The 18,072-nt window shown below is 44.5% G+C and carries 18 protein-coding genes; 6 read left to right on the forward strand and 12 right to left on the reverse strand.

Features of this window, described 5'->3' with window-relative positions; genetic code table 11:
* Positions 1-34 precede the first annotated feature (34 nt).
* Positions 35-895 carry a LysR family transcriptional regulator gene (locus MAS10914_RS0112170; protein ID WP_017316214.1) on the forward strand — a complete coding sequence of 287 codons (861 nt, stop codon included), beginning with the start codon at positions 35-37 and terminating at the stop codon, positions 893-895.
* A 61-nt stretch (positions 896-956) separates the two neighbouring features.
* Here the strand turns inward: MAS10914_RS0112170 and MAS10914_RS0112175 are convergent, their stop codons facing one another.
* Positions 957-1,442: a gluconokinase gene (locus MAS10914_RS0112175; protein WP_026082510.1), complete on the reverse strand. Its 486-nt coding sequence runs from the start codon at positions 1,440-1,442 to the stop codon at positions 957-959.
* 143 nt (positions 1,443-1,585) lie between these two features.
* Positions 1,586-2,908 carry a 3-isopropylmalate dehydratase large subunit gene (locus MAS10914_RS0112180; RefSeq protein ID WP_017316216.1) on the reverse strand — a complete coding sequence of 441 codons (1,323 nt, stop codon included), beginning with the start codon at positions 2,906-2,908 and terminating at the stop codon, positions 1,586-1,588.
* Between the two features lie 169 nt (positions 2,909-3,077).
* Here MAS10914_RS0112180 and MAS10914_RS0112185 point away from each other — a divergent pair, with 169 nt between their 5' ends.
* Complete coding sequence (locus MAS10914_RS0112185) at positions 3,078-4,409, forward strand: hypothetical protein (RefSeq protein ID WP_026082511.1); 1,332 nt, start codon at positions 3,078-3,080, stop codon at positions 4,407-4,409.
* Between the two features lie 209 nt (positions 4,410-4,618).
* Here MAS10914_RS0112185 and leuS read toward each other — a convergent pair whose 3' ends face one another.
* On the reverse strand, positions 4,619-7,198 hold the full coding sequence (leuS, locus tag MAS10914_RS0112195; RefSeq protein ID WP_017316219.1) for a leucine--tRNA ligase: 2,580 nt from the start codon (positions 7,196-7,198) through the stop codon (positions 4,619-4,621).
* 100 nt (positions 7,199-7,298) lie between these two features.
* On the reverse strand, positions 7,299-7,967 hold the full coding sequence (gene lipB / locus MAS10914_RS0112200) for a lipoyl(octanoyl) transferase LipB (protein ID WP_017316220.1): 669 nt from the start codon (positions 7,965-7,967) through the stop codon (positions 7,299-7,301).
* A gap of 569 nt (positions 7,968-8,536) precedes the next feature.
* On the opposite strand from lipB, the gene hpf reads away from it, so the two are divergent.
* Positions 8,537-9,190, forward strand: coding sequence for a ribosome hibernation-promoting factor, HPF/YfiA family (gene hpf / locus MAS10914_RS0112205; RefSeq protein ID WP_017316221.1), 654 nt, complete (start codon positions 8,537-8,539; stop codon positions 9,188-9,190).
* Between the two features lie 90 nt (positions 9,191-9,280).
* Here hpf and MAS10914_RS0112210 read toward each other — a convergent pair whose 3' ends face one another.
* Complete coding sequence (locus MAS10914_RS0112210; protein ID WP_017316222.1) at positions 9,281-9,739, reverse strand: peroxiredoxin; 459 nt, start codon at positions 9,737-9,739, stop codon at positions 9,281-9,283.
* 165 nt (positions 9,740-9,904) lie between these two features.
* Here MAS10914_RS0112210 and MAS10914_RS0112215 point away from each other — a divergent pair, with 165 nt between their 5' ends.
* The 3 genes from MAS10914_RS0112215 to MAS10914_RS0112225 are packed head-to-tail and all read left to right on the forward strand — an operon-like array spanning position 9,905 to position 11,438.
* The gene (locus MAS10914_RS0112215) at positions 9,905-11,038 is read left to right on the forward strand and encodes an acyltransferase family protein (RefSeq protein WP_017316223.1); all 1,134 of its coding nucleotides are present in this window, start codon (positions 9,905-9,907) and stop codon (positions 11,036-11,038) included.
* A 44-nt stretch (positions 11,039-11,082) separates the two neighbouring features.
* The gene (locus tag MAS10914_RS35520) at positions 11,083-11,259 is read left to right on the forward strand and encodes a DUF6888 family protein (protein ID WP_017316224.1); all 177 of its coding nucleotides are present in this window, start codon (positions 11,083-11,085) and stop codon (positions 11,257-11,259) included.
* A complete protein-coding gene (locus MAS10914_RS0112225; protein ID WP_017316225.1) occupies positions 11,256-11,438 on the forward strand; it encodes a DUF6887 family protein in 183 nt (60 codons plus the stop codon). Before MAS10914_RS35520 ends, MAS10914_RS0112225 begins: the two co-directional genes overlap by 4 nt.
* An 84-nt stretch (positions 11,439-11,522) precedes the next feature.
* Here MAS10914_RS0112225 and MAS10914_RS0112230 read toward each other — a convergent pair whose 3' ends face one another.
* From MAS10914_RS0112230 to MAS10914_RS0112255, 7 genes are all read right to left on the reverse strand, one after another.
* The gene (locus tag MAS10914_RS0112230; protein WP_017316226.1) at positions 11,523-12,755 is read right to left on the reverse strand and encodes a DUF4336 domain-containing protein; all 1,233 of its coding nucleotides are present in this window, start codon (positions 12,753-12,755) and stop codon (positions 11,523-11,525) included.
* Positions 12,756-12,993: 238 nt separating this feature from the next.
* A complete protein-coding gene (gene bchB, locus MAS10914_RS0112235; protein ID WP_017316227.1) occupies positions 12,994-14,520 on the reverse strand; it encodes a ferredoxin:protochlorophyllide reductase (ATP-dependent) subunit B in 1,527 nt (508 codons plus the stop codon).
* A 326-nt stretch (positions 14,521-14,846) separates the two neighbouring features.
* Positions 14,847-15,371, reverse strand: coding sequence for a tetratricopeptide repeat protein (locus MAS10914_RS0112240; protein ID WP_017316228.1), 525 nt, complete (start codon positions 15,369-15,371; stop codon positions 14,847-14,849).
* A gap of 69 nt (positions 15,372-15,440) precedes the next feature.
* Positions 15,441-16,262 carry a transporter substrate-binding domain-containing protein gene (locus MAS10914_RS0112245; RefSeq protein ID WP_017316229.1) on the reverse strand — a complete coding sequence of 274 codons (822 nt, stop codon included), beginning with the start codon at positions 16,260-16,262 and terminating at the stop codon, positions 15,441-15,443.
* A gap of 12 nt (positions 16,263-16,274) precedes the next feature.
* Positions 16,275-16,631 carry a 50S ribosomal protein L20 gene (rplT, locus tag MAS10914_RS0112250; protein WP_017316230.1) on the reverse strand — a complete coding sequence of 119 codons (357 nt, stop codon included), beginning with the start codon at positions 16,629-16,631 and terminating at the stop codon, positions 16,275-16,277.
* Between the two features lie 22 nt (positions 16,632-16,653).
* Positions 16,654-16,851 (reverse strand): 50S ribosomal protein L35, encoded by a 198-nt coding sequence (gene rpmI, locus MAS10914_RS32780; protein WP_071599825.1) that lies wholly within the window; start codon positions 16,849-16,851, stop codon positions 16,654-16,656.
* Positions 16,852-17,114: 263 nt separating this feature from the next.
* Positions 17,115-17,966 carry a hypothetical protein gene (locus tag MAS10914_RS0112255; protein ID WP_017316231.1) on the reverse strand — a complete coding sequence of 284 codons (852 nt, stop codon included), beginning with the start codon at positions 17,964-17,966 and terminating at the stop codon, positions 17,115-17,117.
* Positions 17,967-18,072 lie beyond the last annotated feature (106 nt).

Consider the following 18,072-nt stretch of genomic DNA (forward strand, 5'->3'; position numbering starts at 1 on the left):
ACTATTTTAGTAATCAAACTCATAGATAAGTTCTATGGATATTTACCAAATCCGATATTTTCTTGGAATTGTGGAAACTGGAGGTTTCACAAAAGCCGCTGAACGTCTCATGGTTTCGCAACCTTCTTTGTCTGCTGGTATCAAAAAACTAGAGCAAGAATTGGGTGTGACACTGTTTGAGCGCGGTGGACGTAGGGCTGTGCTAACGCCAGCAGGGCAATTTTTCTTTAAAAAAGCCCAAATGATTTTGATAGAGTATCAGTCTGTACTCAAAGAATTGAAAGGCTTTCAAACTCGACCTATTTTGCGATTGGGTTTACTACGAACAATTAGGATTGGTAGTTTTGCTAAGTTAATTGGAGAGTTTCGGCAACAGTATCCGAATGTAGTCATTGAATTGCTTGATGGTAATCAACTTGAGCTTCACCAAAGGTTGGAGGAGGGAGAAGTTGATTTGCTGATGGCGGAATTGGATGGAACAGAATCGCCAGAAAATTCGCTTGTTTTGTTCCGTCAGCGTGTATCTCTTGCCGTTGCTAACTCGCATTCCTTTGCCCAACGAAAGTCGATTCGTCTTTGCGAGCTAAATGGACAACCTTATATTGACCGGATACATTGTAGATTGCAGCCGAAAACTAAACAAATATGTGAATCATTTGGGATTAATCGGCAAATCGTCTACCGCGCAGAAAGTGATGACTGGGTTATTTCACTAGTTGCGGCTGGATTGGGAGTCACAATTATGTCTGAATGGCACAATTTGCCGGGAATTACCTTTGTGCCAATATCTGATTGGACATTTGAACGAGCTATTGGTTTAGTCTGGAGAGTTCGATCTGAGCGCGAACTGATTAATTGCTTCTGCAGTTTTGCCACCAGTCATGATTGGAATTGACCATCTTCTGTCTTGCCGTTTTCTCAGCATAGCCGTTATGAAACTTCTCCCATCAACTCACCTAAATCCCCAAAGCTGTTCTAATCTGCTGCACAACAACCTCCGGTGGAGCGAAAATATCCGCTGTAATTGCACCAGATGGCTCCTCAAGGGCATCAAACTGACTTTTAAGAAGTTTTTTGGACATGAAGTGGCTCTGACGCATTTGCAGCCGCTTTTGAATTAACTCAAATGCTCCCTTCAAGTAAACCAGCTTGACTCGTTCCTCATCCAAAACCAGAACCTGGCGATAGCTGGCTTTGAGTGCAGAACACGCCAATACCATATTTTTATTCTCTTGCAACCACTGTTGTATTGCCTGTTGCAACGCCAGTAGCCAAGGCATCCTATCTAAATCATTTAGGGGAATACCGTGCCGCATCTTTTCAATATTCTCTGCTGAGTGGAAAGAGTCAGCATCAGAGAATTCCCAGTGCAAAGAGTCCGCCAACAGTTGCCCGATGGTAGACTTGCCAGAACCAGAGACACCCATTACGAGAATAATCATCTGGGCAATTTTGGATTTTAGATTTTGGATTTTAGATTTTGGATTTTTAACCACAGATGAACACCGATGTAGACGTAAGCCGTGCCGTAGGCTACACAGATTTTATCGGTGTTTATCTGTGTTTATCTGTGTTTCATTTCTAATTAACTCAAAAACTCACGCGGATCTGTCACATACCCAGTGAGTGCGGAAGCTGCGGCGGTATAGGGGGAAGCGAGATAAATTCCCGCTTCTTTATGCCCCATCCGTCCGGGGAAGTTGCGGTTCGTGGTGGAAACGCAGATTTCTGGCTCATTCATCCGCCCAAAAGTGTCTTTAGGACCACCTAAGCAAGCGGCGCAGGAAGGCGCGGCAGGTTCAATGCAACCAGCGTCTAAGAAAATTTCCGAGAGGGTTTGCTCTTCGTACTTGAGTTTAAACAGGTCTTCGTAGACTTTTTGGGTAGCAGGGACTATGTAGGTAGGAACCTTCACCTTGCGACCTTTAAGAACTTGTGCTGCATGGAAAAAGTCCTCTGTTTTGCCGCCTGTGCAGGAACCTATATAAACTCGGTTAATCTTGACATCTCTACATTCTCGTGCTAAAGCGCGATTATCGGGGGAGTGGGGTTTGGCAACAACTGGTTCTAATTTGGAGACATCATAGCGATGCTCGCTGTAGAAGTTGGCATCGGAGTCTGTGTATACTGGCTCAAAAGGTTTGTTGGTACGTCCTCTTAAATACTCAAATGTGGTTTCATCAGGAGCAATAGTACCATTTTTGCCGCCAGCTTCAATGACCATGTTGCACAGGGTCATCCGTTCTTCCATCGTCATTCGTTCGACGGCAACGCCTGTAAATTCCATTGTCCGATAGGTTGCCCCAGCGACGCTGATATCGCCAATAATTTGCAAAATCAGGTCTTTTGCCAACAGGTAAGGAGGCATTTCGCCATCCAACACAAAGCGCATGGTGGCGGGAACTTTAATTAATAGCTTGCCAGTTCCCATGATGAAGCCAGCGTCTGTGTTACCGATACCTGTGGCAAATTGACCGAAAGCGCCAGCGTTACAAGTGTGGGAGTCAGTACCAAATAAGACTTCACCTGGGCGGGTGTGACCTTCTTGGGCTAAGGCGATGTGGCAAACACCTTTATACTCTGGGTTGGCTTTAAAGTTGGCGCGGTCAGTAATATCGTAAAAGTATTTTATACCTTGTTCTTTAGCAAAATCACGTAAGATATCAACGTTGCGGTTAGCTCGTTCATCGGCAGTGAAAATATAATGGTCGGGAATTAACACGATTTTTTCGGAGTCCCAGACTTTGGCATCAGCACCAAACTCGCGTTTGAAAACGCCGATGGTTCCCGGTCCACAAACATCGTGTGTCATCAAAACATCAACATTAACCCAGATATTTTCCCCTGGTTCGACCATCGACCGACCGGAGGCTTTTGCCAAAATTTTTTCTACGAGGGTCATGCCCATAGCGATCGCGTTCTTTTTGTGTGAAAGGGTACAAATTCTATGCTACCTGCCAGGTAGTCTGTCAACCAAATATTGATAAGTAAATGATCAAAGATATCCTGCAATAGCCAGATGCAGAAAATCTCTCCAAACGTCTAACCTACAACTGTTGCGTCTGAGAGATGAACTTGTGGATGCCATATTAGAGCGATCGCACGAACTTAAACAAGACCTCACTGATTTTGTCTATGATGCTGAAGGCGAACTTGCACAAGCACTGGAAAGCTATGCTGCTGTGAAGTCACGTCGTGGAAACGGTGATAATTTTCAACAAGAACTGATTATTGACTCATTTATCACAGAAGGGCAAGTCTGCGATTTATCACCATTGGATTTGTTTATCCAAAGCCATCAAGAGTTGTCAGAGAGTGATCGCAAACTAATCAAAAGTTGGCATCGCACTTTTCTTGCCTTATTTGCTATTACAAAAATCTTACCCGATGGTTTTGAATTGAGGAACTGGCTGACAGACAAACACTACATTGTCAAGCAGGGCAACGCCCAAAAACTCCAGGAAATGTCTCGGTTGAAAGAAGGAGAAATTTTACTGACTCGCATTTCTCCTGTGACTGACAGCTACTGGACATTTTCCGGTCCCTACACACAAATGGGTAAATTGGGCAAACCAAAACTAGCAGTAGCAATTGGTAATTTTAAAGACAATTACAAAGACCATCTTTATGGTGATGCTCCACAATTGCTAGAGGAAGCTTGGCAGTCTGTAGAACTCTATCATCAACAGTTTGTGGAGTTTTTTGGCAGTGATGAAGTTACAATGCCAGGATATCAACTTAACAAAAAGATTGCCGAATTCCAAGAAATTTTAACGAAAAAACGCTTGGAAGAAGCAGGTATTGATGCTTCAAAATCACTAGGAGAAGTGGCACAAGAAGTTGGTCTTGGAGAAGAAGAAATCAAAGCAGTTGCAGAAGAACTTGGTACTGACTCCCAAGCAGTTTCGCAAATATTTAACAATAAAAATGGCACCAGCAAAATGGTAACGCCAAAAGTTGATTTGCCTGCTGAACTCAAAAAAGCCGAACAGGTAACAACTCTATCCCACCCTCGTTGGGGACAAATGTTTCTCCCAACATATAGTAAAGTAAAAGCAATTTTAGAAGCAGAAGATTGGCAAAGTGTAGAAGGTGCTGAAAAAGTTATTCGTTTCTATCTTGAAGACAAAAGTATTAATGCATTCATTTGGCAGCGGTTAGCTCAACAGTATCCAACACAGTTAGAAAAAGTCCTGCAAACGTTTCTTCAACGTCCAGAATTTCAGCTTCAAAATGACTTAGATACACTCTTGCAAGAATACAACAAATCTATAGAGCCAGAGTTACCAGATATTGCTAGCGTGCCAATACATCTGCACAATTTATTCCAAGAAGCTATGGTAGAAGTTAGCAAATCAAAGCCCAAAGGAAAGAGTCAAAAGCAGCCAGCTAAGGGCTTTCAAAGGTGAGAGCAAGACTTGATGAAACCACAGATGAACACAGATACACACAGATAATTTAATCTGTGTAGCCTACGGCACGGCTTACGCCTACATCTGTGTGCATCTGTGGTTCTAAATATCCATTAATCATACTATTGGAAGAATTAACAACCAAAAAGAAGAAGGCAACAAGAACCTTCTTCCTTTTCTTCATGTTGTCAGTCAGAAAAAACCCTTTAACCAACCACAAAATTCACTAACTTCCCTGGAACCACAATCACCTTTTTAATTTCCTTGCCTTCAAGGTGGCGCTGGGCAACTTCTGACTCACGGGCATACCTTTCCAACTCTGCTTTATCTGCTTGTGCCGGCACTTGAAGATCCGCACGTTTTTTGCCGTTGACTTGAATCACCAAAGTGATTTCATCAGCGACCAAAGCAGATTCATTATACTTAGGCCAAGCTTGTTTGTGGACTGATTCGCTGTTACCCAATTGATGCCACAATTCTTCAGCAATGTGAGGTGCCAAAGGTGCCAGCAACACTACCAAAGTGCGAATGCCTTCTACATAAATCGCTGAATCTTTGCAGCTAGCTTCAGCCAAGGCGTTACTCAACTTCATCAATTCAGACACAGCCGTGTTGAATTGATATTCGCCTTCTACGTCTTCTGTGACTTCTTTGATAGCAATATGAACCGCCCGACGCAAGTCTTTTTGCGCTTTATTCAGTTGTCCTTGCTGATTGCGGGCTACTCTTGGCTGGGCAGCGAAATCTGTCACCAATCGCCAAACGCGGTTTAAGAAGCGGAATTGCCCTTCTACGTCAGCCTCATCCCATTCGAGGTCTTTTTCTGGCGGCGCTTTGAACAGGATGAACATCCGGGCAGTGTCTACACCGTATTTCTTAATCACATCTTCTGGCGCGACACCGTTGCCCTTAGACTTAGACATGGTAGCGTAAAGGCGTTGCAACACTTCACCTGTTTGCGGATCGCGAGGCTCATCTGGATTGGTGACGAGATAGGAAGGAATCCATTTATCTTTTCCAGACTTGTTAGGATTCATATAAGTTAAACCCTGCACCATTCCCTGAGTCAACAGGCGTTGGAAAGGTTCGTCAAAATTTAACAAACCGCGATCGCGCAGTACCTTAGTAAAGAACCGGGAATACAACAAGTGTAAAATCGCGTGTTCAATCCCACCCACGTACTGATCCACTGGCATCCAGTCATTTGTTTTCGCAGGGTTAAAAACTTGTTGCTCATTCTTAGCATCGGTAAAGCGCAAGAAATACCACGAGGAATCAATAAAGGTGTCCATCGTATCGGTTTCCCGCTTTGCCCCAGTGCCGCAAGTTGGGCAAGGAACATTCACCCAGTTTTCCAACTTAGCCAAAGGCGAAGGTCCACGTCCGCTGAATTGGACATTTTCGGGCAACTGCACAGGCAAATCTTCGTCTGGAACTGGCACCACGCCACAGTTAGGGCAGCGAATCACTGGGATGGGCGCGCCCCAGTATCTTTGCCGCGAAATCAACCAATCCCGCAAGCGATACTGTACCCGCGCTTTACCAAAACCTTGTTTTTCAGCATATTCTACTATGGCTTGCTTGGCATCTGTGGAAGCCATTCCATCGAATTGACCGGAATTCATCACAATTCCCGGTTCTGTGTATGCCTGTTGTAGAGAAGTTGCATGCAACTTCTCTACATTATCGGGTGGCACAATCACGACTTTAATAGGCAGATTCTGTTCCTTGGCAAACTTAAAATCCCGTGCGTCATGTGCCGGAACCCCCATCACCGCACCCGTACCGTATTCATACAGGACGTAATCAGCAATCCAGATGGGAATTTCTTCTCCAGTAAACGGGTTAATTGCCTTACCGCCAGTCGGGATACCACGTTTGGGTTTATCTTCAGCGGTACGTTCCAACTCGCTTTGATTGGAAACCTCTTGAATAAAAGCTTCCACCGCTGCTTCCCGTTCTGGTGTCGTGACGCGCTTTGTCAAGGGATGTTCTGGCGCTAACACGACGTAGCTAACGCCATAAACCGTATCTGGGCGAGTGGTGTACACGCCAATTTTTTCTTCCATCCCAACAACAGGGAATTCCAAGTACGCCCCTGTTGATTTACCAATCCAGTTTGCCTGCATCAACTTGACGCGTTCAGGCCAACCTGTTAACTTGTCGAGGTCATTCAATAATTCTTCGGCATAGTCGGTAATTTTAAAGAACCACTGCCGCAGGAGTTTACGTTCAACTTTAGCACCACTGCGCCAAGAACGTCCTTCGCTATCAACTTGCTCATTTGCCACGACAGTTTGGTCAACAGGGTCCCAGTTCACAGCAGCTTCTCTTTGGTAAGCTAACCCCGCTTTAAAAAACTGTAAGAAAATCCACTGCGTCCACTTGTAATAGTCTGGCGAACACGTGGCAACTTCGCAATCCCAATCGATAGAAAAGCCAAGACGCTTTAATTGCTGCCGCATCTGGGCGATATTTTCATAAGTCCACTTCGATGGCGGAACGCCTCGGTCAATTGCGGCGTTTTCTGCCGGTAAGCCAAAGGCATCCCAACCCATAGGATGCAGTACCCGATACCCTTGCATCCGTTTGAGGCGGGCAATCACATCAGTAATCGTATAATTACGGACGTGACCCATGTGCAGGCTGCCCGAAGGATAGGGGAACATGGACAAGGCGTAGTATTTTGGCTGACTGCTATCTGTAACAGTTTTATCTAGGCCTTGTTCAGTCCATGTTTTTTGCCATTTTTCCTCAATTGCTGCTGGGTTGTATCGGGACTCCACAATGAGAACTCCTAACTAGATTTAGTAGTTACTTCTGTTTCGCTATTGTGGCACACTCTAGAGTTACCCTGACGCCTGAAATGCCACTCTCTTGTGCTTGTCAACTATTAACAGCACCATCAGTTACCAGTTCGACATCAAAAACTTCTGCAAAGCACTGTGCTACATGAGAGCGTACTTCTAAGCAAGTGATGTCAGGAATCCATTGAGCTAAACTGCCTACAGGCTTATCAGTAATACCACAGGGTACAATACGCTCAAATCCTATCATGTCAGGACAGACATTTAATGCAAAGCCGTGCATGGTAATCCAACGGCTGACTTTAATCCCGATCGCAGCGACTTTACGCCCTTCTAACCAAACACCCGTGAAACCAGGGTTGCGTTCTCCCTGTAATCCGTAAGCTTTTAGTGTACGAATTAATACTTCTTCTAATTGACGCAAGTACCAGTGGAGGTCTTTACGGTAACGTTGCAAATTTAAAATTGGATACCCAACCAGTTGACCAGGACAATGGTATGTGACTTCCCCGCCTCGTTCAACTCGATGTACTTCATAGATGGAGTTAGTATGGTCAAATTTCAGAAATTCTGAACTTGCTCCTTGTCCCAAAGTGTAGACAGGCGGATGTTCTAACAATATCAGTATGTCCTCTAGGCTAGGGTCGTTGATGCGATCGCCTAGGAGAGTGCGCTGCCACATAAGCGCATCTGTGTATGGTTTCAATTCTAGGTTATGTAACAAACATCGGCGCTGATGTAAAGACATACTACGGATAAAGGAAAAACTCAACTGCAAGAGAGAGGAAAATGTATCTCATATGACCAATAGGAGTCAAAAAATGTCAAGCTATGCAAAGGATTTTAAAGGAAAGTCAAGGGAATTGGTTTTCCAAAATACAAGGTGCTAGTTTTGAATATATATAACCTCAATGGTGTTGGGAGGAATTCTCTGCAAAAGCCGTCATGCCAAACAACGAGAAACGAATACACTGGCTGATGACGCCTAAACAATGGTTGACATAAAATACAAGATAAGAATTGCAAAAAGACTTGTGTATTTTAGGAAAAACGATTAAGCCTCCACCAAGGAGATAACTTACGATGTCTGCGTGGACATCCAATTGCTTGAAAAGCAATTGGAATCACAGCAGGGGTTCGTCGTAGGTAAATACAGGCTAAACGCGCAAAAATTCAGTTTCGGTGGGCTTAGGGTAGACGTCATACCAGCAGTAAGTCTAAATCCGTTTAAGATTGGTTCTGGCGGCAGCGATAGACCTTACCGCAATTCCTTGTCATCACAACTCAAATTCACATACATTGAGCGGGAGAGTTTACATGAAGCTTGTCATCCACGGCAAAAATATTGACATCACTGACGCAATTAGGGATTACGTGCATCAAAAGATTGAAAAAGCAGTAAATCATTATCAAAACATCACAAATGAAGTGGATGTGCATCTAAGCGTAGCTAGGAATCCCCGAATTAATCCCAAGCAGGCGGCTGAAGTCACTATTTATGCCAATGGCAGTGTCATCCGCGCGGAAGAGAGTAGCGAGAACCTATACGCAAGCATAGACTTGGTGGCAGACAAAATTGCCCGTCGGCTGCGTAAATATAAAGAACGGCGTCAAGACAAGAAAACACACGCCCAAGAGACAATCGAAGGAATTGTCCAACCGACAGTCGTGACAGATTTAATTGGCGATCGCACTCCGGAACTGCCTGAAGAAGTTGTCCGCTGCAAATATTTTGCTATGCCACCCATGACTATGGCAGAAGCTTTAGAACATCTGCAATTGGTGGGACACGACTTTTATATGTTCCTCAATGCTGAAACAGGCGAAATCAATGTCATTTACGAACGTAATCACGGCGGTTATGGTGTGATTCAACCTCGTCATCCCAATGGTCATACAAACGGCAAGAATGGCAAAACAGCCAATGGTTATGTTCCAATGCCGGAGAAGTCTTTCCAGAATAAGGTGTAGTCGTCTATCAATTTTGATTTGAAAAGTTCGTAGTAAGCGCTAAAGCGCTTTAGCGCTTACTGCATTTTGACCGATTAAACAGCCTTCAGCTTAGGCTGTTTGCAGTTGTTGCAACGTTTTGAGTGCTTCCTCAACGTGACCTTTGAAGTTAAACATTGAGTCGAAGACATACCGCACAGTTCCCTGTGAGTCAATGACATAAGTCACACGACCAGGGAACAAACCAAAGGCTGCTGTTGCGCCGTATTGCTTCCGCACTTGGTCGCCTTTATCGCTTAAAAGAGGAAAAGGCAACTGGTACTTGGCGGCAAATTTCTGGTGAGATTCGGGTGAGTCGCCACTCACACCGATAACTTCTGCACCTGCTGTTTTAAAAACCTCGTATTGGTCGCGAAAGGCACAAGATTCAGTTGTACATCCTGGTGTGTCGTCTTTGGGGTAAAAGTACAGGACGACCGGTTTGCCGCGAAAATTATTGAGGCTTACTGATGTACCATTTTGGGAAGGTAATGTGAAATCGGGGGCTGTGTCTCCTACTTTGACTGGCATAGATTGAAAATTCTAAATTTAAATTCCAAAAAAATCGCAAGTGGATGGAGTGTGATCCAAATATTGGTGTTAACAAAATTTTAACTTGTGTATTGCTTTACAAATTTATCTTGATGACCTGGATAAGGCGGAGTAGTTTAAAGTATTTCCTCCAAAACTCCGTCTATGGGTCGTCTCACTTCACTTGATGTTTTTCGCGGCATTACCATTGCTGCGATGATTCTCGTCAATATGGCGAGTCTTGCTGACAAGAATGCCTATCCCCCTCTACTCCATGCAGATTGGCACGGCTGCACCCCAACAGACTTAGTCTTTCCTTTCTTTCTGTTTATTATCGGTGTGGCAATGACTTTCTCCTTGTCAAAGTACACCAACGACAACAAACCCACAGCACCTGTTTACTTACGTATTTTGCGCCGTGCCGCAATTTTATTTGCTTTAGGGTTATTACTTAATGGCTTTTGGAATAAAGGTCTTTGGACTTTTGATTTGAGTACTATCCGCTTTATGGGAGTGTTGCAACGCATTAGCCTAGTATACCTGCTTGCCTCCGTTGCAGTCCTTCACCTTCCCCGTAAAGGACAATGGATACTGGCAGGGCTATTACTCATCGGCTACTGGTTAGCAATGATGTATGTCCCGGTTCCTGGTTATGGCGCTGGAGTGCTGACGCGAGACGGAAATTTAGGTGCTTATATAGACCGCTTGATCATTCCTCAAGCACATCTTTATAAAGGTGATGGATTCAATAATCTGGGAGATCCAGAGGGACTTTTTAGCACCATTCCTGCTGTTGTTAGTGTACTGGCGGGCTATTTTGCCGGACAATGTATACGCACTCAGCCAGTCAAATCTAGTACAAGCATAGGTTTAGTATTATTTGGCATTGGTTGCTTAATTATCGGTTGGGCGTGGGGCTGGACGTTCCCAATTAACAAAAAGCTGTGGACGAGTTCTTATGTACTTTTCGCTAGTGGTTGGGCATTATTGTTACTTGCAGCTTGTTATGAACTTATTGAAGTGCGACGGGTGCGGCGTTGGAGTAAACCTTTTGAAGTGATGGGATTAAATGCCATCTCCCTTTTCGTTGCTTCTGTACTGCTGATTAAAATTTTGGTGAGAACTAAAGTCGGGTCTGGGGAAAATGCTCCCAGCACCTACAATTGGATATATCAAAATCTGTTTGCATCTTGGGCTGGTGCGGTGAACGGTTCTTTATTTTTCGCAATTGTGAATGTGTTACTCTGGCTAGCAGTCGCTTATGTGATGTATCAACGGCGATGGTTTTTTAAAGTGTAAACTTCATTTTTCTAACCCAGCGTCGCTAAATCACTTCTTATGTGATGGAACCAACATCAGAACAGTTAAAAGCTTTTTACAGTAGGTGTGTGAGAATTAGCAACTTGTTACAACCAATTGAACTAGTACGCTATGACAGCCGTACTAGACGCATTGTTATTCTTGCAGGTGCAACAATTGAGATAGAGATTCTTGAGAATGGTGAGGTGATAATCGGATGAGCCAGTATGAAGAAATGACAGACCAAGAATTACGCGAATATGTAAAACGTAATCCACAAGATGAAGACGCTTTTCAGTACTATCTCAGTAGAATACGTTCACGTCCCGGTCGAGTAGTAGTATCTACAGGTGAACAATTTGAGGCTGAACTACGTAAACGCATTGGAAAAGCAAGTTAATGTCAAAACACGACAGAAGGCAACAAATATTGTCCCGTTGTCGTGTTTCAGTATTATCGAGTGTTGACGACGGTAGTTGTTAGTTTAGACCTTCTCCTTCGGTGGTGTGGCGATACCGCGCCGGACTAGATTCGCCTCCAGTTCTGTGATAAATTTCAAGTCTTCCGTTGGTAGCGGTTGGCTTGGGCTTGCAGATTGCTTCTCACTCACGGAAAGTTTGTTCTCAAGGAAAGCAAATGCCTGCCGGAATTGATCCGAATCTGTCTCAATTAGCGAGTCAAAGTGACAGGAAATAATCTGCCCAAAATCCCAAGTCGCAACCTTGTCAGCCCAGTTGAGCACTTGTGTTGGTGCTTGAGGAAGAATCAGGGTTTGGAGAATCGGTGCGACAAATGGACGCCCATTTCCTCGTAGGGCATCGAATGACTCCTTCCAGTTCTCTTTCCATCGAAACGGAAATAAACCAAAGTACGCTTTTGGTGAACGATCCGGTGCTTTCAGAACATCGCGAAACCCTTGCCCCAGTCCAGCCATTTCCAGCGCACTTGGACGGAAGTAAATCGCAAATAACGAAATGCGTTGCCATCCCTTACGACGGTTTGCTTCATTGTCTTCGATGACCTCGGAACCATTCTCCCTGGCATGAAACAGCAAGGGGTATGGATCTAATTGGACGATCGTCGGTGGTTCTTCTGGCACACTTAGCACAGAATCTGTCACAAGTAAAGTGCGCGATCGCTTGTGAAACATTGCAACTTCTACAAAAGAACCCCGTCCCAGGTTGATGTCCAGCACTGCATAGTCAAACTCATCAGCAAAAGGAGCTTGGGCGCTGTCCTCTGGCAGCAATGAAGTCCGTTTTTGAGGAAAGCCAAGCCAACTCAGCGGTAGGTTGAATGGGAAACTCCACTGGTGCGGAGCAACGAAAACCTGTGCGCTTGGAAAGCGTCTGGCGAAGGGACCAACGAAGACCTTATGCTCCAGACCAGAACTGGTTGGCAGGATAATGTACTTAACGTCACCGTGAACAGCCACCAATTCGTTCACTAAGCGGACACACTCGGTCGTCGGAGCAACGGGTGCATAGACCAGAAGACCCCCTGCAACGAGCTTGACGACGGTCATACGAATTGGCACGATGGTGTAGAGAATGCCCTGAAGCTGGTCGAATGTCCAGATAGTGTCCTTAACTATTTCCCTGCGAAGTGTCCGTCGCTTGTTGTAAGGGTAGAGTGGTACAGCAGGCCAGAATAACCATGACCAATCTTTTGGATTCTCCTGTGGCTGTACCCTTGAGTGATGTTCCTGTGAGTTCATCGTCCTTCTACCCCTGGAGCGTTTTTTCCAATAGACTTCTGGCAAAAGTATGATTTAAGGATATTTAGAACCACAGAGACGCACAGATTAATACTAGTTAATTATCTGTGTCCATCTGTGTCCATCTGTGGTTTAAATTTCTCCAACTTTGACTTTTACAAGAGATTTCATCTTTAACACTCGAACAGTTTTTGCTTGTGCTGGGAGAAATTTCTGAGAACAACTCCCTACACACAAACTACGCGCCCACAGATTCCTTAGCAGCGTACATCACTTCCACAGTGATGACACTCACATTCCGCTCACGAGCGAATTTCTCGGTGTTGCGCTTGACTTTACCACGCACAAAGCCAGGAATCTTATTCAATTCTGCCTGAGCATCCTTGGCCCATGCCAAATCAGAATCAGCAGAAATGCCCTTGGTAATCACTTCCTTGGTGTCGTGTCCGCCGAAGATTTCCAAGAGATGGTCTTCCATTCCTAGGGTGAAGGAATTGTAAACCAAATCTGCAATTTGATTTGTCCCTTCGTAACCCATGAATGGCTTGTAACCAATGGGGAAGTTCTGGATGTGAATCGGTGCAGCAATCACACCGCAGGGGATATCCAGGCGCTTACCAACGTGGCGTTCCATTTGGGTACCGAAGATGGCGGAGGGTTCAACGCGGGCGATCGCATCCCCAATTGCACCATGATCTTCGGTGATTAGCACTTCATCGCAGTACTCGCTGACTTGTTCGCGGAACCAGTCTGCATCGTATTTGCAGTAGGTTCCAGCCCAAACAACGTGAATGCCCATTTCCCGTGCCAGAATCTTGGTCATAGCAGCAGCATGGGTGTTGTCACCAAAAACCACAGCTTTTTTACCGGTCAAGTTTTGACAGTCAATGGAACGGGAGAACCAAGCAGCCTGAGAGACATACAGGGTTTGCTCATTGATGTATTCTTCGTAATCAGCATCCGCACCTTGACCGTTAATCACCTGCTGAATTTTACGGATGCAACGAGCAGTTTCTACAACACCCATCGGCGTAATGTCTACGTAGGGGGTTCCAAATTGTTCTTCCAGGTAACGAGCTGCCATTAAGCCGAGTTCACGGTAAGGCACCAAGTTAAACCAAGCTCTGGGCATCTTCTTCAACTCGTGAACCGAAGCACCTTCGGGAATTACGGTATTCACCTCAATCCCCAAATCAGCCATCAGCCGCTTCAGTTCGGTGCAGTCGTGCTGGTTGTGGAAACCAAGGGTGGAACTACCAATGATGTTAACGGAGGGCTTTTCTGTTTTATTTTCGGGCAGTTCGCCCTTCTTGCGGGCTTTCTCGATGTAGTATTGGACGATTTGTTGCAGAGTGCGATCGGCAGCTTGCAGTTCGTTGAAACGGTAGTGGTTCACGTCCGCTAGCATCACGTCTCCTTTCGCTTCCAGCTGCGCCCGTTCTACAAAGTTATGCAGGTCTTCTTGGAGAATGCTGGAAGTGCAGGTGGGAGTTAACACAATCAGGTCTGGGCGTTCCTCGGCGTCTTTGCGGGTGATGTTGTCTACCACCTTCTCTTGGGAGCCGCGTGCCAAAACGTTGCGGTCAACGACACTGGTTGTCACCGGGGTGAAGTTCCTTTCCCGCTCTAACATAGAACGCATGACGTTGAAGTAATCATCCCCCAAGGGCGCGTGCATGATGGCATGGACATTTTTAAAGGAACTGGCAACCCGGAGAGTGCCAATGTGGGCGGGACCAGCATACATCCAGTAAGCCAATTTCATCTTTAAGTGTTCTCCCTTTTATTGAAACGAAATGTGTCCGATGAGAGGTGGATTAATCAGTGCTTGTTTTTTAAATCGTTTTTGATTTTCTCAGAACTTGCAGCCTTGAAGAAGTGGGGACATGAGGCGATTTCACAATACATAATCGCTGAAACCTTTTTACTGTTTGGAATTCAGCTTCCGATTTAAACAACACAAATGTTGTTTATTTGAAACAAATCTTAATTTTCTTGTAGCCGACTTAACCTATAAGGCATGATTATTTGTGTAGAGAGATTGCACTGCAATCTCTCTACACACTTTGGGCGGATAGTTTCACGATTAACTTATGCTGATACTAAGCGTCGCAAAGATTCAGAACGGCGTTTAGCTGTGGTATTATTTGGCTGAAGTTTCAGTGCTTCTTCGTAAGCTTCCAGCGCTTGAGCATTTAATTTTTTCCGCTCGTATGCATGACCAAGATTATTAAATGCTGTCACATAATCGGGTTTGTTTTTGAGGGCTTCTTTATACTGACGAATCGCTAGATCAAACTGTTCTTGGGCAAAGTAAGCATAGCCCAAGCCGTTGTAAATATAGGCTACATTTTCTTCTCCTTCTTCTTCGGCAGCTTTGATAGCTTTTTGAAAGAAACTTATCGCCTGGGAAAATACTTTTTTCTCGGAATAAATACTGCCTAACTCGTAATATTCTTGAGATGTGCCTTTTTCTTTAGTCAGCTTGTTTCGTAAGCGTGACATACTGCTTTCTAGCCTACGAGTTTTGAAGACTTGGCGAAAAATGCTGACAACTGCAATTAAGAGCAGACCTACAAAAATTGACAGATAAATAGTCGCTAGATTGCTATCCATTGTTTTTATATACAGTTTCTGCTTTATCTATTATTAGCCTCTTGTGTAGAGACGTAGCATACTACATCTCTATGAAGGTAATCCCCAATATGCAGCGCGTTCCTGGAGCCAACCAGAATTAATGTAACGGGCAACTGCTTCGTTTACCCGCCTCCGTAATTCATCGTACTGCAATCCCTTGGGCATGACCACAGATAATGGTTCTGTTGACAGCTTGGTTGGCAGTAGCCGATAGTGGGGATATTGTTGCACCCAACCGCTAAGAACGCTCGTATCCGCAGCAAAGGCATCTGCTGTGTTGTTTTCCAGCAGCGCAAAGGCTTCTTGATAAGAATCTACTCCTACTAGCTCGGCAGTTGGTAAATAATAACGCACGTTGGCGATGGTGCTGGAATTTTTGAGGACGGCAATTTTCCGTTTTGCCAAATCACTTAATCGTTGCAATGAGGTATTTTTTGTAACAAAGACAGCGCCATCAAAGTAGTAAGGAACACTAAAACTTACCAAGCGAGCGCGTGAGGAGGTTGCTGTTACCCTAGCGATCGCGATATCAACTTTATCATCTAAGACTGCGCTCAGGCGATCGCGATTTGCCACGGGTTGCAATTTCACAGCATCTGCTTTACCTAATAAATCTACTGCCAATGCCTTTGCTAAGTCTATTTCCAAGCCTTGCAGATTGCCGTTTGCATCTCTAAATCCTAGCGGACGCAAGTTATCTTTAACTGCAATATTTATAGAACCCCGCCGCTGAATTTCGGACATTTCTGCGGCAGATGCTGATTGTGTATCTGCTATGACAAAGGAAAAAGTCAATAGGAAAAAAATGGCAGCGGATATAAGCAGATGTAACTGACAAGTTGCTTTCCATCTGTTACATCCGTTATCCATCCGTTGCCACCTTTATCCTTTAGCTTGGCTTGCCAATTCAGCAACTTTGCTAAAGCCTGCTGGATCGAGAACTGCCAATTGCGCCAACATTTTGCGGTTGAGTTGGATTTCAGCTTTTTTCAGATTCCCCATCAACTGGCTGTAACTCATACCATGTAGGCGTGCAGCAGCGTTGATGCGAGTGATCCAGAGGCGTCGGAAATCGCGCTTGCGTTTTTTGCGATCGCGATAAGCGTTCCGCAGCGCCTTCATGACTCTTTGATTGGCGGTTCTAAACAAAGTTGAATGAGAACCACGAAAACCTTTAGCTAGTTTGAGAATTTTTTTGCGGCGTTTGCGAGCAACGTTTCCGCGTTTTACCCGTGTCATATTTTTTTAGTTCCTTAACAGACTACAAATAGGGGAGCATGAGGCGCACGTTTTCTTCATCGCGCTCGTTGACAACTGCCATTTTCGACAGATTCCGTTTCCTCGCGGACGATTTGTGCTGTAGCAGGTGGTTTTTGAAAGCTTTGCGACGTACTATTTTACCGCTACCTGTGGCACGGAACCTCTTTGCCGCTGCTTTACGGGTTTTGAGTTTAGGCATAAACTGGCTTTAAATCGACACAATCTATAATTATAGACTAAGAATTTTGAAATGAACCGCACCTCAGGCTGAGAACATAAAAAAATTAGTATTTAGAACCACAGATGGACACAGATAAACACAGATGAATTATCTGTGTCCATCTGTGTTTATCTGTGGTTTCATTTTTCTAAGATTGACTTTTATAACAGATACCCATTAGCGGCGTTCACAACTTTGGCTAAATGAAAGTAAACTTTCAAGATAGGTGGATTCAGTGAAGGTTAACCTTTAGCTTCACTCATTTTAGGATCTAAAACGAGTTGCGAACCGGATTCGTTAACATGGTATGTCCAAGATTGTCTGTCAACTTGTACTACAACCTCCCAGCCTTTTATGGGGTTGAATTCTTTGGTACAAATTTCACCAAATTTGAATTCACAGGGATTGCCAAAGGTTTTTGCTATGACTTTGGTAATTTTTAAGTTAGCAGTTGGTATTTTGGAACGCTTTGAGGCGTCACGCAAAATTGCATTTTTAATTTCTTTTGGCAGTGCGGTTGATTGTGATGGACTGACTTTTGGATCTAATACGATTTGTGAACCAGATTTGTTGACGTGGTAAGTCCAAGAATCGTCTTGTACGCGCACAACCACTTCCCAACCTTCAATAGGGTTGAATTCCTCAGTACAAACTTCTCCAAATTTGAAGACGCAGGGATTGCCAAAGGTTTTGCGTGTCCCTTGAGTAATCTGCAACTCACGGATTGGTATGTCTGAACGCTTGGAAGCATCGCGCAAAATTGCATTTGCTATCCGTCTTGGCAAGATGTTTGAGAACTGGTTTGTGTTTTGGGATATTTGAATTTTGCTCTGGCTGCTGATCTGTCTGTGTCCAACTTTAGAAATTTGTTCAACGACAGAAGTCTGTTCAACGCTGGAAGTTTGATCAACCCGAGAAGTCTGTTCAATCCTAGAAGTTTGTTTAACGCTGGCAGAAGAAGCGATCGCAGAATTGTTTCCAGCAATTCCCAGTCCGCTGGATAACAGGCTCGTCAATGTTAGAGTCAACAAAACAGCTTTAGGGGACTTGAATGTTTTGTTAATTGCAGGATATAGTTGGTTAACGTCTTTCATAAAATACCTTTTAAAATTGGATAGGTTAGGTCGCGACTAGGGGCTATGCCCTTAGCGCGATGTTTGCTTTTTTGGTTTTGCTCTAGGAATAGAGACTACAAACTCA

Source organism: Mastigocladopsis repens PCC 10914 (genome assembly GCF_000315565.1).
Classification (GTDB): domain Bacteria; phylum Cyanobacteriota; class Cyanobacteriia; order Cyanobacteriales; family Nostocaceae; genus Mastigocladopsis; species Mastigocladopsis repens.

What these genes read in the sequence shown, in the direction of transcription:
- MAS10914_RS0112170 (WP_017316214.1), top strand. Translation starts at nt 35, where the DNA reads ATGGATATTTACCAAATCCGATATTTTCTTGGAATTGTGGAAACTGGA.
- MAS10914_RS0112175 (WP_026082510.1), bottom strand. Translation starts at nt 1,442, where the DNA reads ATGATTATTCTCGTAATGGGTGTCTCTGGTTCTGGCAAGTCTACCATC.
- MAS10914_RS0112180 (WP_017316216.1), bottom strand. Translation starts at nt 2,908, where the DNA reads ATGGGCATGACCCTCGTAGAAAAAATTTTGGCAAAAGCCTCCGGTCGG.
- lipB (WP_017316220.1), bottom strand. Translation starts at nt 7,967, where the DNA reads ATGTCTTTACATCAGCGCCGATGTTTGTTACATAACCTAGAATTGAAA.
- hpf (WP_017316221.1), top strand. Translation starts at nt 8,537, where the DNA reads ATGAAGCTTGTCATCCACGGCAAAAATATTGACATCACTGACGCAATT.
- MAS10914_RS0112210 (WP_017316222.1), bottom strand. Translation starts at nt 9,739, where the DNA reads ATGCCAGTCAAAGTAGGAGACACAGCCCCCGATTTCACATTACCTTCC.
- MAS10914_RS0112215 (WP_017316223.1), top strand. Translation starts at nt 9,905, where the DNA reads ATGGGTCGTCTCACTTCACTTGATGTTTTTCGCGGCATTACCATTGCT.
- MAS10914_RS35520 (WP_017316224.1), top strand. Translation starts at nt 11,083, where the DNA reads ATGGAACCAACATCAGAACAGTTAAAAGCTTTTTACAGTAGGTGTGTG.
- MAS10914_RS0112225 (WP_017316225.1), top strand. Translation starts at nt 11,256, where the DNA reads ATGAGCCAGTATGAAGAAATGACAGACCAAGAATTACGCGAATATGTA.
- MAS10914_RS0112230 (WP_017316226.1), bottom strand. Translation starts at nt 12,755, where the DNA reads ATGAACTCACAGGAACATCACTCAAGGGTACAGCCACAGGAGAATCCA.
- bchB (WP_017316227.1), bottom strand. Translation starts at nt 14,520, where the DNA reads ATGAAATTGGCTTACTGGATGTATGCTGGTCCCGCCCACATTGGCACT.
- MAS10914_RS0112240 (WP_017316228.1), bottom strand. Translation starts at nt 15,371, where the DNA reads ATGGATAGCAATCTAGCGACTATTTATCTGTCAATTTTTGTAGGTCTG.
- MAS10914_RS0112245 (WP_017316229.1), bottom strand. Translation starts at nt 16,262, where the DNA reads ATGGATAACGGATGTAACAGATGGAAAGCAACTTGTCAGTTACATCTG.
- rplT (WP_017316230.1), bottom strand. Translation starts at nt 16,631, where the DNA reads ATGACACGGGTAAAACGCGGAAACGTTGCTCGCAAACGCCGCAAAAAA.
- rpmI (WP_071599825.1), bottom strand. Translation starts at nt 16,851, where the DNA reads ATGCCTAAACTCAAAACCCGTAAAGCAGCGGCAAAGAGGTTCCGTGCC.
- MAS10914_RS0112255 (WP_017316231.1), bottom strand. Translation starts at nt 17,966, where the DNA reads ATGAAAGACGTTAACCAACTATATCCTGCAATTAACAAAACATTCAAG.